This window comes from Nitrospira marina, assembly GCF_059568365.1.
The window spans coordinates 3,328,452-3,341,737 of the sequence record NZ_JCANTH010000001.1 but is presented as its reverse complement, the minus strand read 5'-3'; the positions used below and the strand labels follow the sequence as shown (position 1 = coordinate 3,341,737).

The following is a 13,286-nucleotide window of genomic DNA, read 5'->3' as shown; positions in this document are numbered from 1 at the left end:
GTAGCTGCTTGTTGTCATATGTTTTTATGATGATGAATGCCGTTCAATGTCGTCCAAGGCCTGATAGAGGTCAGGAAATCGAAGGGTATAGTGAAGGGTGGTGAGGAGTTTGTGAATGGAGACCTGTTTGCCGACTTCCCGAGGAGGCGTGAGTGGGGGAATGGGCATGCTCCACTTTTCTGACGCAATTGAGAAAATCTCCGACCAGGTCCGTGGGGTCCCATCGCTAGCCAAATACGTGGTCCCGTTCTGAGCCCGTTCCAGGGCTCGCAAACAGATGCCTGCCGCATCTTCTACATGGAGGAGATTGACCCATTTTGGAGTATTGCGAATCCTGCCTTTTCTCATCCAATCCAACACATGACGGCCTGGCCCGTATAATCCTGCCAGTCGAATGACCACAGCGCCCAGTTGTGTCCGGAGATATTCTTCTCCTTGGACCCGAGGAAGGTCCATGTTGACCGGAGTCTGTTCCGTGACAGCTCCGCAGTTCGTGCCATAGGCGGATGTGCTTCCCATCACCAGAATTCTGCCGGATTCCATGGGTCGGCCGGCGAAGAAGGCTTGGACGAGATGCAATGGCGTCGCAGGAAAACACCAGATGAGATGGGCCGGGGTGGGAATAGATCGCCAGGTTTCAGGCTGGGTCAGGTCAAAATGAATTCGATGTGCAGGTGAAATATCTGAGAGATGGACATCCGGCATTCGGCTTGTCGCGAAAACGTTCCACCCTGCTTCACAAGCCTGGTGATAGATTCGTCGACCGGTATAGCCCGTGCCAAGAATGACGAGTGGATCATGGTATAGGAAATTATGGCTCAAGGAAGAGGTCTTATCCGAATGTGTGGTTGGGAAGAGAAGTTATTCAAAAGCCAGGGCATACCCTGATTGCGGCTTTCTGGAATTCCGACATTACTCATTCTGTTCTGAGACATATTGTTGGGCGTATCGGATGTAGTTCGCGGCAGATTCTTTGATCCACTGCACTTCAGCATCCGTCAACAGGCGTTTCACTTTAGCCGGAGACCCCATGACCAGGCTCCTCGAAGGAATGTGGATATTCCCCGTAATTAAGGCTCCAGCGCCAATGACACAGTCTTCTTCGATCACGGCTCCATCCATGATAATAGCGCCCATACCAATCAGCACCCGATCATGTATCGTGCATCCATGGAGGACCACATGATGGCCCACGGTGATGTCATCGCCAAGAGTCAGGGGATGGGTGTCATGGGTGACGTGCAACAGGCAGAGGTCTTGAATGTTGGTCCGATGGCCAATGCGGATAGAATGCACGTCCCCGCGTACGACGGCATGAAACCAGACGCTCGATTCCGATCCGATGGCCACATCCCCGATGACGACGGCCGTCTCTTCGATAAACGCGCTGGTCGCGACAGTTGGGGCAATCCCTCGATATGTTCTTAACATGAGCGCGGTCCTTTCGCCGGATAGCGTATCTCCATGTGAGGACGTGAGGTGAAGGTTAGAGGCGAATGAGCATGGCGCCGATTGCCAGTCCTGTAAGAACAATGAGGATGGTGAGGTACGCCGCCACGCTTCGGTCTGAGAGCCAATCGGTTTGCCAATGTTTGGGATACGTGGTTTTTCCCGAAAACATCCCGTCTTCTTGGTACAGTCCCATTCCCCTCTCGAGTTCAATTAATTGCTGTTTGGCCATTCGGTGTCGAGTGGCTTGTTGAAGGATCAGATAGATCACAAACCCTGACAATATGACCACACCGGAAATCGTTAACCATCGCATGGTGGAGTCGGGGTGTCCAGGGGACACCACCGCAATGATCATGATCAAGAACACTAATATGGTAGTGTGGAATACCGACAACCGGCTCATGTATTCCCGCCGCCGGAGCACCTCGTTTTTAAATAACGGATAGAGCATACGAATGGTTTCGAGTTGCGCTTGGGATAATTCCCGGTTGGTGTGTGGTGGGTCAGGCATACATCGGGTCCGGCAACCTCAAGAGAGAGGCAGGTGAGCGATCATCCACTTGGCCAAATGGGTGGTCATGAGACGAAAATCTTCAGGCCGTCCGAATTGATGGTTTGCACCGGGAATGAGGCGAAAATCCTTGGGCACGCTCAGAGACGTCAGTAATCGATCAATTTGATGGACAGGAATGATTTCGTCTTGATCCCCATGCACAATCAGTGTGGGGGCATGAATGCGCGAAGCTGAGTTGTAACCGCTATAGGTAAGACATTCCTCGAAAAAGGCATACGGCAAGGGTGTCGGAAGGTTGCCACCGAAGACGTCGGGTATGTGGTTGGTGCGTTTCCATCGGTCCATGGCGTCTGCTCCCAATTCCAGGCGAAGCACTTCGGAAAAATCGACCACGGGGCATTTCAGGCCCAGGGCCTGTAGGAGAGGATACCGGGGGGCCGAAAGGATGGCCATGAATCCACCAAAGCTGGATCCAATGAGTCCGAGAGCCTTCATGGATCTATCTGTGAGAAAGCGGACGGCCGCATCCAGTTGCTCCTCACATATTTGGATGCGGAGGTGGGACAGGGGCTCCGGTGAGTCACCCATGCCATACCAATCGAATCGAAGCGTCGCAATGGATTGAGGAATGAGAAGGTCCGTCAGACGCCGATTGGTCCGACTGTTTTTATCGGAGGGAAATCCATGACAAAGGACCACCGCTCGATTTGTGGAAGCACCCGGTTGAGCGAAAATCCCTGTCGTCACGATGCCGGATGAACCGGTAAAGCTGACAGGAGCTTCAGTCCTCCCATCCCAGCTTTCTGTGGGCGATGCGGTCTCCACGGATTGGCTATGCTTGCAGAAAGTAGAAGTGGTCGGTCGGGCCATTTCCCTGGCCAAGAGGAAGGCCGTGACGAATGGCCTCAGTCGTATAGTGTTTCGCGGCCTCAATCGCATCGGGGATGGGTTTCCCCTTGGCCAGGTTGGCGGCAATGGCAGAGGCCAGGGTACAACCGGTTCCGTGAGTCGTATTCGTCTGAATAAATTCTCCCTTAAACATGCGGAAAAACCTGCCGTCGAAAAGTAAGTCGGTTCCCGGCTGTTCCTGCAGGTGCCCGCCCTTGATCAGGACATGTTGGCAGCCGAATTGATGAATGATTTTCGCAGCCTCTCTGGCATGGGCCAGAGTCTTAATGGAAAGGCCGGATAACATCTCGGCTTCGGCAATATTTGGGGTCAGAAGGGAAGCCTGAGGAAGCAAATCGGTTTTCAGTGTGGCCATCGCTTCCTGTTCCAGGAGTGGATATCCTCCTTTCGCCACCATAACCGGATCAACAACCAGGTGCTCGAGAGGCTGTTTGGCCAGATGCCGACTGACGGTTGTGATGATGTCGGAGGTCGCCAGCATCCCGGTTTTAATCACGGTGACAGGAATATCGGAAAAGAGCGCATCGAGTTGTGCGGTAATGATCGAGATGGGCAAATGAAAAACGTCAGAAACGCCGCGCGTATTTTGTGCGGTAATGGACGTCACCACCGACATCCCGAACACCCCGTTCGCGGACATGGCTTTGAGGTCGGCTTGAATACCGGCCCCTCCACTACAATCAGAGCCGGCGATGGTGCAAACAGCGTTTTTCATGAGTGTCAGCGAATGAAGAGTGTGTGGACGAACGGTGAGTTTAGCATGTCATATTCTGATGATCCAGGGATTCCGCATTCCAGTGATTGGTGAGCATGGAACTCCTGCTGTTCCAGCTTACGTCTGAGGATCAGGTGTCTTTGCGTATTTTTTCTTGACATTATAGGAAAAATATTTCATGGTGCTTGATTATAGAGTCACTCCTTGAGGAGCTGGTCATTCCGGGCTCTTTAAGGATAGATGCTGTATGGAATCTCCCCATCCTTCAAAGTCTTCTCCTCCTTCCGATGAAGAAATTCATCGAAAGCGCCTGGGAGATCTGACGCTTTCCCTTGGGTCTTCCCAAGGGTCACCTGGACACTTATCTTCGAAATCGGAAGATCCCAGCCATAATACCCAATTGCCCGAGACTCGCCAATCCAAGATATCCACAGGTACCTCACAACCTGATCTGCAAGAGGAATTGCATGCTCTCCGACAGCAAGTGGAGCGGTTCATTCTGGCCTCCCAGGGGTCTCGTGAGGGATTGTGGGTGGCTGAAATTCGTCCGGATATTCCCTGGTACTCTCCAGAGTGTCCGGTGTGGTACTCCCCTCAGTTTATCGCGATGTTGGGGTATGAGGAATCTGAGTTCCCTGGAGTAATGGGGAGTTGGGAGCAACGGTTACACCCTGACGATCGGGAGCGAGTGTTTGAGGCCTTAACCAATCATATTGAAAAAAGGATTCCCTATCATGTGGAGTCCCGGTTACGCACTAAATCAAAGGGGTATCGTTGGTTTGAGGCCACCGGGGAGGGAACCTTTGATGCCGAGGGCCGGTTACTTCGAGGAGGAGGAACGATACGCGATATCACGGAGCGCAAGTTGGCGGATGACATATCAAGGCGGAACCACGCTCTGTTAGATGCGGTCCTCGAAGAAATGAGTGATGTGGTCTATGTCAAGGACCAGGATGGTCGTTACCTCCTGGTGAATCCCTCGGGCGCGGAGATTATGGGAAAGGCCATCCATGAGGTCATCGGAAAAACCGATGAGGAAATTTTTGGCACCCAGCCGCATGCGTTGTTTGTCGAGGGGGATGACCATGTGATGCAATCGGCGGGGACTCAGACATTTGAGGTCGAGGTCCAGGAGCAGCATCCTGTGTCCCGAACGTTTTTAGTGACCAAAGACTCGTTTGGATCGTTACCGGATGGTCAGAACGGGGTCTTGGGTTTTGCTCGCGATATTACGTTCCGAAAAGCCGCTGAGCTCATCATTCAGGAACGAGAAAAACGCTTCCGGGCCATTATGGAAAATGCCTATGATCTGATCACGGAAACCGATGCAGAAGGACGGTTCCTCTATGTGAGTCCAAATTTTAAAGAATCTCTCGGGTACAGCTCCCAAGATCTGCTTGGCACGAGTGTCTTTGCCCCGGTTCATCCTGAAGATCGAGACAGGGTAGTGGGGGAGTTTTGTCAAGGCATGAAGACCCACGGTTCCGGCCGTTCGGTCTACCGCTATCGGCATCAGAATGGCGAGTACCACTGGTTTGAAAGCACCGGACGAGCCTTTCAAACGGCGCTTGGGGAACTGCGCGCTGTCGTCATCTCGCGAGATATCACACAGAGAAAACAATGGGAAGATGCGCTGGAGGCGATTGTTAAGGGCAATGTGATCCCCGGCTCTCCAAATTTCTTCGAAGTCCTTGTCGGTGAATTGGCGAAAGCACTTCAGGTGCCCATGGTGTTTTTGTCAGAGCGGATTGAGCCAAATGCCAGCAAAGCCCGGACATTGGCTTTTTGGAGCCACGACCATTTTGAGCCTTCAACGGTGTATGAATGTCTGGGGGGACCTTGCGAACTCGTACTTGGGGGTACCCCTGTGGACCAGCCTTCCGGTGTCCAACAACTCTTTCCTCGCAGTGAAGCGATTCAAGCTTTGAGAGTGGAGGCGTATTATGGAACGCCTCTGTTTAATTCCAAAAATGAGGTCGTGGGAAATCTAGCGCTTTTGGATACGAATCCGCATGTCCTTTCCTCTCAAGGGCAAAATCTTTTGAAGATTTTTGCCGCACGGGCAGGAGCGGAACTGGAGCGCAAGCGGGCACAGGAAGAAGTCCAAAACAGCCAGGACAAGTATCGGGAGCTCTACGATCAGACTCCCTTAATTTATTTTACGGTGAATAGTCAGGGGATCATTCTCTCCGTCAATCAATATGGGGCTCAAGTGTTGGGGTATCGGGTTGAGGAATTGCTGGGCACCTCTGCGTTCTCCGTGGTCTATGAGGAGGATCGTGGACTGTTTCAATCAGGTCTGGAGAAGGGGTTGCGTGAATCCACCAAAGGGATTCTTCCTGACTTTCGGAAAGTGAAAAAGGATGGGACCATCATTTGGGTGAAAGAGACGATTCAGGCCATTGAGAAGCAGTCAGGGCCTCGGGTGTGGTTACTGTCTTGTGAGGATATTACAGAGCGGAAACGGACTGAAGAGGCCTTATTATTGAGTGAGATGCAATTGCGGCATACCCAAAAAATGGAGGCAATTGGCACATTGGCCGGGGGCATTGCCCATGACTTTAATAATATTTTGGGTGCGATCCTGGGATATTCCGAATTGGCGATGGCCTATGCCACACAGGATGAACGCTTAAAATCATATTTAAACGAAGTGGTGGCCGCCGGGAATCGGGCCCGTGATCTTGTGAAACAAATTTTAGCCTTTAGCCGGCGCTCGGAAAAGGATAAAGAGGCCGTTGACCTGCGATTGGTCATTCGGGATGTCTTGAAAATGGTCCGTGCCAGCTTTCCTTCCTCCATTGAAATTCGAACGTCGTTGGATCTCGAATCCACGGTGATTTATGGTGACCGGACGCAAATGCAACAAGTAATTATGAATCTGTGTGCCAATGCGGAATATGCCATGCGGGAAGAGGGCGGTCTGTTGGAAATAGCCTTAGGCCATGAGTGTATTCCTGAGGAAGGCATGCCGGGCCTGGGCCTATGCAAAGCCGGGTCCTACCTTCAGGTGGTGATTCGTGACTCAGGAAAGGGCATCCCTCTCGAAATGGTCGAGAGAATTTTTGAGCCATTTTTTACCACAAAACCGGCCGGGGAGGGCACGGGACTCGGGCTGGCGGTTGTCCATGGGATTGTCCATAACCATGGGGGTGGGATTGCGGTGTCCAGTTGTCCCGGAGAGGGAACGACCTTCACGGTACTCCTGCCGCGCTTGGATGTGATTGCGCCCGAAAAACCTGAGGAAGTCACTGCCTGGCCGACCGGATCCGGAAGGGTCTTATTTGTGGATGATGAAGAAATGCTGACGCGCTGGGGGACACAATTTCTCAGCCATTTAGGCTATGCCGTTGTGGCGAGCGTTAATCCGTATGAAGCATTAGATCTGTTTCGGGCACATCCCTCGGATTTTGATGTGGTCGTGACGGATCAAACCATGCCGACGATGAGCGGGGAGGCCTTATCTCGTGCGTTGTTAGGTATTCGAGCGGATATTCCCATTCTGTTGTGTACGGGGTTTAGCCACACCATGACTCAAGAAAAAGCCAAGCAACTCGGCATTCGGGCCTTCTTGATGAAGCCGGTCAACGGACTGTCTCTGGCTCTTGCACTCCGGGACATCCTGGATGAAGGTCCCACTCCGGACTCGACCCCTCCTACATGAGAAGAAATCTGGTGATAACCACCATCCCCGTCATGGTATCTGTTTCCTGCTCGTGAATCCTCTCTAAGAAATTGTCCGACCTTTCAGCCACGTGCCACCGTAGGCGATTTTCCTCATCAGGTGCGTGGTTATTTCACTTCAACCTCGATTGAATCAGACGTGTCAAGAAGTTCATGGTCATGATCGGCCACCTTGACCGTGATCAGATGCTTACCCGGAGGCAGTCCTTTGAGGGTGCCTTTGAATCCTTTTTGGTATTGGCCATCGACAAAGGCATGTATATGGTCGCCTTTGGTGCCCTTTTGTAACGTATACGTGAGTTCAACGGTCGATCCGACGATTTCGCCATTGCGCGGGGAGGTAATCGTCAGCTGAGATCCTTCCTTTTCCCCGGCAGAAACCGACAACCCACCCATAGCGAAAACGCTTCCCACGATTGCCACTTGGAATATCCAGGATTTCATGCGTCTCTCCTTAGTCTTCAAAGGTTTTATTGAATGAAGTTTTCTATGAGGTTGACAACCGGAGGATTATTGCCGAAATAATTCTGGAGGGCAAGATTCCATGAAGCTCGAAATACGAATGTCCCTTAGGGTCGCCATCGTTAATCAACCAATGCAATAAGTCAGGTGGGAATCTGGAAGAGACAGGCTCTCTGTAGAAACCGACGAAGGTTAGGGAGCCCACGTGAACGGAGCTATCACTAGCGAGGTTTTAGTCTTGGGAAGTTTTTCGCCGATGTATTTGTACAAGCGTTTCAGAGATATTATTGTGCCGGGGTTCGTCCCGGCAGCCGAGCCACTTTTGTTGCGGCAAAAGTGGCCAAAACCAGGGACGCCCCGTCCGGCAGCATCGGATGGGACGGACGCGAGCTATGGAAGAGCGGGCCAACTCGCGGGGCTCAGACAGGGCCCGCGGGAAGATCGGAGCGTCCATCCCTGGGGCCGGGCGGCAGGCGTCAAAAGGGGAAGGGGAGAGGAATAAGAAGTGTGGGAGATTCAAGAAATGCCTGGCGTCGGCTTCACGGCTCGGCCATGCCAAAGGCCGGGAGGCATACTTGAGATCGAGAAATTTTTAATAGTTTTGTAAACCAGAAGGAGGACATTAGTGCAACTAATAAGCTGTATTTTTATATTATTGACTCTTTTGCCTCTTGAGGGGGAAGCATTGGCACGCTGGTCGGGTGCGGGACGGATTCATTTTTTTGAAAAACCAATACCCTTAAGAATTTACGAAGATGCTCAACGTCTGGGTAAAGAGCAAGGCGCAGATGCCCATTCCTTTTTTATGGCCAGAGTCCAAATTCTTACGTATTCAACGACTGCTGAAAGAACTGTGGAAGAACTGATCATAAAAATCATTCAGGTTTTCGATGGAGAAATTCCCAAAGAAGAGTTTTTCGTGAAGCGTTGGATCAGCACCATTGATGATGGATTACCAGACATTCCTGTGAATAAGTTTTATTACATTATGGGAACGTTTATAAACGGGGACATCCAGTTGCTTTCGACATCGGTTCAGGAGTTGACTGATAGCGGATATTTTAAGAATAAATAGTCAAACATATTTTTTAAGAAGAGACCATCTTTTATGATCTAGGCAACCATTCAGGCTGCGTTGAAGTTTTGGAATCCTGGGTGATCCTTGGCCAACCAACAATGGCAGTCAGCCGTTTAGTCTTCCTGAATCTCTATTCTCAAGTCTCGCTTCATTAGCATCGATAGGATCTAAAATGCCTGGTGCAGTTGAGGCCGCCCTGCAAGCACGCCAGTTTCTTCCGAGGAAGAATAATGCCCCAAAAACATGATGTGCGAAAAAGTTTGTGGCTTTCGAGAAAAAGACTATTCGGTTTAGTTTGCGCCTTTTTCATCATGCTGTTTGTACCGAATGTTGAGGCACTTACGGATTCAATTAGGTTGAATCAGCCATTTTTTAATGCACCTATTCTTCCGATTCCTTGTCAACATGATCGTAGCAATAACAAGTTCCTACAAGCAGATCATTTGGGCCCTATTTTTCAAGGTCAAGAGGCCATTCTTGAAAATTTAATTCACCACAATCGCCAGTTGCCAACCATACAAGTCCCAAAGGATCTTCGCCCGGCTACTCCGGAAACTATAATTGTTTCGTCTGTTTCTTATATGAGAAACGAAATTCCAGAGTGCGGTGCCAATCTTGTCTATGATGCTTCGAAATCCTATCAGAGGTTAGTTCGAACAATAGGAATCTCGAAGTGGTATTTCTTTGACGAATCTCATCTTCCGGAGCTTTTTCCTTTTTTTGAAAGGATAGGACATTTTCTTGAAAAATATGAACCAGGGACGCATGCGGTATTTCTCGCCAAAGTTAAAATTCTTGGATATTCGGGAATTCGCCTTACCCCCGATTATTCCGGGGAAGAGGTGACTGTAAAAGTTCTAGAGGTAGTAAAGGGGGATCTTCCCTAGAGTACCCACGTGGTTAGGACGGATGCGGGAAATCTCACGAAAGCTGATGTTCCCCCCGATTATTTTGTGAATAAAGTTCTATACATTATTGGTGAATATCACGAAGGCAACATTCGGTTGTTTATGTTCGGAACGCAGTCAGAAGTGAGGGCAGGCCCCTGGGTGCGACAAGGGACAGAATCCATTGACCGCTAAATGGAGATCAAAATATAAGTTGGGATGGCCTACTAACCGCAATGAATTTTGGGAATATGCGATGTCGGATGAGTGGACGATCCCAGAAACTGAAATAGACGAGACCATTATTTCCTATCGGGGAACGGATACTGATGCCGGGGTTCGTCCCGGCGGCCGAGGTCCTTTTGTTTCGGCAAAAGGACCCAAAACCAGTGACGTCCCGTCCGGCCGCATCGGAGGGGACGGCCGCGAGCCACGGAAGAGCGGGCCAACTCGCATGGCTCAAACAGGGCCCGCTGAAAAATAAGAGCGTCCATCCCTGGGGCCGGGCGGAGGCGTCGGAAGGTAAAGGGGAGAGGGATAAGGATTTGGAACATTCAACCCATGTCTGGTGTTTGCTGCACAGGTCGGGCTCCCCACAGGGCAGGATACCGTGGGTATATCTCTCAGGTGTGGTCGAGAATCGGCGTTGGAAGCGGCGTCTTTCCAGCCAACCAAAGAGAGTGAAGGAAAACCGACCCTGCTCCACGTGCTGAATGATTCATGAGGGGAAAGGAATGTTTTGGATATCCCGCAAGGACGCGGGGTATCTAATAAATCAATTTCCAGGATGGAGCAACGAGGCATGAAAAAGACTATTCTTATTGTGGTTTTAGTATTCATGGGATTGTCGGTGGGGTATTGCTACTTTGGATTGAATCAGTACACCTGGCATCAAAAGATGACTCTAGAGGTTGAGGCCGAGGAGCAGCTTTATACGGGGGCGAGTGTAGTAAAAGTGAGGGTTAAAGAAAGCGAACCGCTCACGAAGCAGTTGGGGTACCCGCTCCAATTTGGGGCGAAGGGGGAGGCTGCGTTCGTGGAGCTCCCGGGCTCACGCTATCTCTTTGCTTTGTTGGATGGAGGTCCCCCGGATAGTGGACCGAAGACCAATGCGGTGAATATTTTTAAGGACCAACTGCCAAAAGGTAATCCAGAGCGTTTTGCGGTTTTGTCGAAATCGCGATTCAAGACCGATATTCCACATTCCCATTATCCCTTGCTCGTGACCTTCACGGATATCACCGACTCCACGACGGTTCAAAAAGTCGATCCTGATAATTTGGCGGCGACGTTCGGCCCGGGGTTCTCCCTGAAACGCATCACCCTGGAAATCACCGACGAGCCGATGACGGAAGGGAAGATTGCGGAAGTGTTGGGGTGGTATTGGGATTATAGAGAAAAAGATTACCGCCTTAATGGTAAAAAATGCATGGCATGTCCTGTTTCAAGCGAAAATTTGGTTGACTTACTTGGAACTGGAGAATTTAAAATCGGAGGCAAAAAATGAGCACGTCTACAGAATTGATGTATGCCATTCTGGCCATGGATTCTTATAACCGTGGCTATAATCCAGGACTTGTTTATGAAGGAAATGTAGTTGGCACAGCTACCGTTACGCAGCAAAGTGAGACTTCTGCAGAGAGCCCCGAAGTTGCAGCCGGCTTTTATGCGGTGGCGTATGAGTGGAATGGCGAGACCATCATATCGTATCGGGGAACAGAAGGTTGAGCCGGAGTTCGTCCCGGCGGCCGAGCCACTTTTGTTTCGGCAAAAGGACCCAAAACCAGTGACGCCCCGTCCGGCCTCATCGGATGAGACGGACGCGAGCTACGGAAGAGCGGGCCAACTCGCTGGGCTCAGACGAGACCCGCAGGGAAATAAGAGCGTTCCCTGGGGCCGGGCGGCAGGCGTCAATAGGCGAAGGGGAGAGGGATGGAAAGATTAGCAATGCGCAACTGTTTCCCGACCTCAGCAACTCACCTTGGGCAAGAAGTCTTGCTCAAGCACATCATGTTGGAGGTGGCCGACGAGTCGGTGACGAATGGGAAGATCGAGCAGGTGTTGGCGTGTCTCAGGCATTCAAAAGCGGAGGTGCCAATTTTTTAAAAAAAGCCGCCCCATGGGCATCCTATGAGGAATAATCTGAACAGTGCATTTTGGAGCCCGAAAAGAGTTCTTGATCCTTCTGGTGGAACTCAGACGGTGCGACTACATCTCGAAGGGGAAAGAAACTTAGAGGTATCTTGCGGAGGAGTATTTGTTGGTCGTTGATTGATGGATGTCAAATTTCGTGACCCAGTCTACGGCATTACAGAGTTCTTGAAAATCCAGGGGCTTTTCAAAGACCCGATTGACTCCGTTTTTAAATGCGCGAAGACGGACAATGTGGGATAATTCGGCAGTTATCAGAAAAATGGAGAGAATTTCCTGTGAATATTTATGATTGACTTGCTCAATGAAATCAAGTCCATCCATCTGTGGCATGTTGTTGTCGGTAATGATGATGGAGACGGACTCATTCTGCAAAATTTCAAGCCCTTCAATACCATTTTTTGCTTCTGAACACACATACCCCCGAAGCTCTAAAAATTCTTTCAGGCAGGTTCGATGATGTCGATCATCATCAACTAACAGGATTCGGTCTTTGATGGGAACCTTGGGAGAGCCGGATTTTGGTGAATGCTGATACACGCCTAAAATTTTCATGGTGTTTTAAAATTATTGGTGTCGAAATGTTTTCTCTCAAAAGGTGGCGGAGGGACTTTTGAGAAGGTGGCTGATGAGGAGACCAGACTTCGGGTGCGGTCGAAATCGTAGTTCCCCTAAAACCAGTCCCTCCGCCGAGGCTCATAAAGTGGCGCTCAATTTCAGTATGGCCATGTTTCAACTTTTGTTATTAGGACATCCGAACCACACCGGTCTCCATATCATTGAGCTAATTAATGAAACGGCATATTCAAAAAAATGCTTGGCCCCCAATATTATTGGCTAATTGCCGTAGTTGAGGAAATTAAATGCAAAGGGTGTTCCATGTGATTTTTTTCAAAAAAACATATAAATTTCATATGTTTATGAATTGTCTTGGTATAGGATTTGATAAAAGTCATGCAGGTGAAACCCTACAGGACGCAGTCGACTTCCTTCAGAAGTACCGGGGCGTACGGGTAAAAACCCATCATGAACTTTTTGATCGTCAATTTTATCTATCAATGGATGCTATCCATCCGTCGCCTCACTGAAGGGAAGCACTTGATAGGCCTGCTTGAGCTTGGGAACGGCTCACTACGAACGCCAGGAATAGAGGGGTTCCGGCACTCATATATTGAAAAGGGAAACTATGAGAAATATTCAACAGTCCCGAAAATGGATAAATGAGTGACGACGAAAGGTGAGTCGTGAGCATGAACAAAAAAGCCCCGGTTCTTACATTAGGATTGAGCGGAGTCACAATAACTTCAAATTGGGGCTGACGGTCTGACGGTCTAGAGAACTTCATCGTGAACTCAGGCGTTTTGCTTGGAGTACTGTTTCAATGTTGCACTGAGAATTCGATAGAGGCTCGCCCTTCGGGGAACCATCTTTGGT

At 50.1% G+C, this 13,286-nt stretch carries 16 protein-coding genes; 9 read left to right on the top strand and 7 right to left on the bottom strand.

What is annotated here, in order from left to right; all coding sequences use genetic code 11:
* Positions 1-24: 24 nt before the first annotated feature.
* The 5 genes from LX98_RS14275 to thiD form a co-directional block, all read right to left on the bottom strand.
* Entirely contained in the window at positions 25-822 is a 798-nt protein-coding gene (locus LX98_RS14275) for a Rossmann-fold NAD(P)-binding domain-containing protein (protein WP_496429541.1), read from the bottom strand.
* A 90-nt stretch (positions 823-912) separates the two neighbouring features.
* Complete coding sequence (locus LX98_RS14270) at positions 913-1,431, bottom strand: gamma carbonic anhydrase family protein (RefSeq protein ID WP_496429540.1); 519 nt, start codon at positions 1,429-1,431, stop codon at positions 913-915.
* 55 nt (positions 1,432-1,486) lie between these two features.
* Positions 1,487-1,963: a hypothetical protein gene (locus tag LX98_RS14265; RefSeq protein ID WP_496429539.1), complete on the bottom strand. Its 477-nt coding sequence runs from the start codon at positions 1,961-1,963 to the stop codon at positions 1,487-1,489.
* An 18-nt stretch (positions 1,964-1,981) separates the two neighbouring features.
* Positions 1,982-2,836 carry an alpha/beta fold hydrolase gene (locus LX98_RS14260; protein WP_496429538.1) on the bottom strand — a complete coding sequence of 285 codons (855 nt, stop codon included), beginning with the start codon at positions 2,834-2,836 and terminating at the stop codon, positions 1,982-1,984.
* Positions 2,799-3,590: a bifunctional hydroxymethylpyrimidine kinase/phosphomethylpyrimidine kinase gene (thiD, locus tag LX98_RS14255; protein WP_496429537.1), complete on the bottom strand. Its 792-nt coding sequence runs from the start codon at positions 3,588-3,590 to the stop codon at positions 2,799-2,801. Before thiD ends, LX98_RS14260 begins: the two co-directional genes overlap by 38 nt.
* A 247-nt stretch (positions 3,591-3,837) precedes the next feature.
* On the opposite strand from thiD, the gene LX98_RS14250 reads away from it, so the two are divergent.
* Positions 3,838-7,254 carry a PAS domain S-box protein gene (locus tag LX98_RS14250; RefSeq protein ID WP_496429536.1) on the top strand — a complete coding sequence of 1,139 codons (3,417 nt, stop codon included), beginning with the start codon at positions 3,838-3,840 and terminating at the stop codon, positions 7,252-7,254.
* Between the two features lie 128 nt (positions 7,255-7,382).
* Here LX98_RS14250 and LX98_RS14245 read toward each other — a convergent pair whose 3' ends face one another.
* The gene (locus LX98_RS14245; RefSeq protein ID WP_496429535.1) at positions 7,383-7,718 is read right to left on the bottom strand and encodes a hypothetical protein; all 336 of its coding nucleotides are present in this window, start codon (positions 7,716-7,718) and stop codon (positions 7,383-7,385) included.
* Between the two features lie 223 nt (positions 7,719-7,941).
* On the opposite strand from LX98_RS14245, the gene LX98_RS14240 reads away from it, so the two are divergent.
* From LX98_RS14240 to LX98_RS14205, 8 genes are all read left to right on the top strand, one after another.
* On the top strand, positions 7,942-8,238 hold the full coding sequence (locus LX98_RS14240; RefSeq protein WP_496429534.1) for a hypothetical protein: 297 nt from the start codon (positions 7,942-7,944) through the stop codon (positions 8,236-8,238).
* A gap of 123 nt (positions 8,239-8,361) precedes the next feature.
* Positions 8,362-8,811, top strand: a complete 450-nt coding sequence (locus LX98_RS14235; RefSeq protein ID WP_496429533.1) for a hypothetical protein — start codon at positions 8,362-8,364, stop codon at positions 8,809-8,811.
* A gap of 233 nt (positions 8,812-9,044) precedes the next feature.
* Complete coding sequence (locus LX98_RS14230; protein ID WP_496429532.1) at positions 9,045-9,701, top strand: hypothetical protein; 657 nt, start codon at positions 9,045-9,047, stop codon at positions 9,699-9,701.
* Between the two features lie 9 nt (positions 9,702-9,710).
* Positions 9,711-9,896 (top strand): hypothetical protein, encoded by a 186-nt coding sequence (locus LX98_RS14225; protein WP_496429531.1) that lies wholly within the window; start codon positions 9,711-9,713, stop codon positions 9,894-9,896.
* A gap of 61 nt (positions 9,897-9,957) precedes the next feature.
* Positions 9,958-10,185: a hypothetical protein gene (locus tag LX98_RS14220; protein ID WP_496429530.1), complete on the top strand. Its 228-nt coding sequence runs from the start codon at positions 9,958-9,960 to the stop codon at positions 10,183-10,185.
* Between the two features lie 318 nt (positions 10,186-10,503).
* Complete coding sequence (locus LX98_RS14215) at positions 10,504-11,208, top strand: hypothetical protein (protein ID WP_496429529.1); 705 nt, start codon at positions 10,504-10,506, stop codon at positions 11,206-11,208.
* A complete protein-coding gene (locus LX98_RS14210; RefSeq protein WP_496429528.1) occupies positions 11,205-11,429 on the top strand; it encodes a hypothetical protein in 225 nt (74 codons plus the stop codon). Before LX98_RS14215 ends, LX98_RS14210 begins: the two co-directional genes overlap by 4 nt.
* 204 nt (positions 11,430-11,633) lie before the next feature.
* A complete protein-coding gene (locus LX98_RS14205; RefSeq protein ID WP_496429527.1) occupies positions 11,634-11,807 on the top strand; it encodes a hypothetical protein in 174 nt (57 codons plus the stop codon).
* A 126-nt stretch (positions 11,808-11,933) separates the two neighbouring features.
* Here the strand turns inward: LX98_RS14205 and LX98_RS14200 are convergent, their stop codons facing one another.
* On the bottom strand, positions 11,934-12,407 hold the full coding sequence (locus LX98_RS14200) for a response regulator (protein WP_496429526.1): 474 nt from the start codon (positions 12,405-12,407) through the stop codon (positions 11,934-11,936).
* Between the last annotated feature and the right edge of the window lie 879 nt (positions 12,408-13,286).

Bases quoted from the DNA above. Each gene is read 5' to 3' on its own strand.
- LX98_RS14270 (WP_496429540.1), bottom strand. From the start codon at position 1,431: ATGTTAAGAACATATCGAGGGATTGCCCCAACTGTCGCGACCAGCGCG.
- thiD (WP_496429537.1), bottom strand. From the start codon at position 3,590: ATGAAAAACGCTGTTTGCACCATCGCCGGCTCTGATTGTAGTGGAGGG.
- LX98_RS14265 (WP_496429539.1), bottom strand. From the start codon at position 1,963: ATGCCTGACCCACCACACACCAACCGGGAATTATCCCAAGCGCAACTC.
- LX98_RS14215 (WP_496429529.1), top strand. From the start codon at position 10,504: ATGAAAAAGACTATTCTTATTGTGGTTTTAGTATTCATGGGATTGTCG.
- LX98_RS14250 (WP_496429536.1), top strand. From the start codon at position 3,838: ATGGAATCTCCCCATCCTTCAAAGTCTTCTCCTCCTTCCGATGAAGAA.
- LX98_RS14230 (WP_496429532.1), top strand. From the start codon at position 9,045: ATGCCCCAAAAACATGATGTGCGAAAAAGTTTGTGGCTTTCGAGAAAA.
- LX98_RS14210 (WP_496429528.1), top strand. From the start codon at position 11,205: ATGAGCACGTCTACAGAATTGATGTATGCCATTCTGGCCATGGATTCT.
- LX98_RS14200 (WP_496429526.1), bottom strand. From the start codon at position 12,407: ATGAAAATTTTAGGCGTGTATCAGCATTCACCAAAATCCGGCTCTCCC.
- LX98_RS14220 (WP_496429530.1), top strand. From the start codon at position 9,958: ATGTCGGATGAGTGGACGATCCCAGAAACTGAAATAGACGAGACCATT.
- LX98_RS14205 (WP_496429527.1), top strand. From the start codon at position 11,634: ATGGAAAGATTAGCAATGCGCAACTGTTTCCCGACCTCAGCAACTCAC.
- LX98_RS14260 (WP_496429538.1), bottom strand. From the start codon at position 2,836: ATGGCCCGACCGACCACTTCTACTTTCTGCAAGCATAGCCAATCCGTG.
- LX98_RS14245 (WP_496429535.1), bottom strand. From the start codon at position 7,718: ATGAAATCCTGGATATTCCAAGTGGCAATCGTGGGAAGCGTTTTCGCT.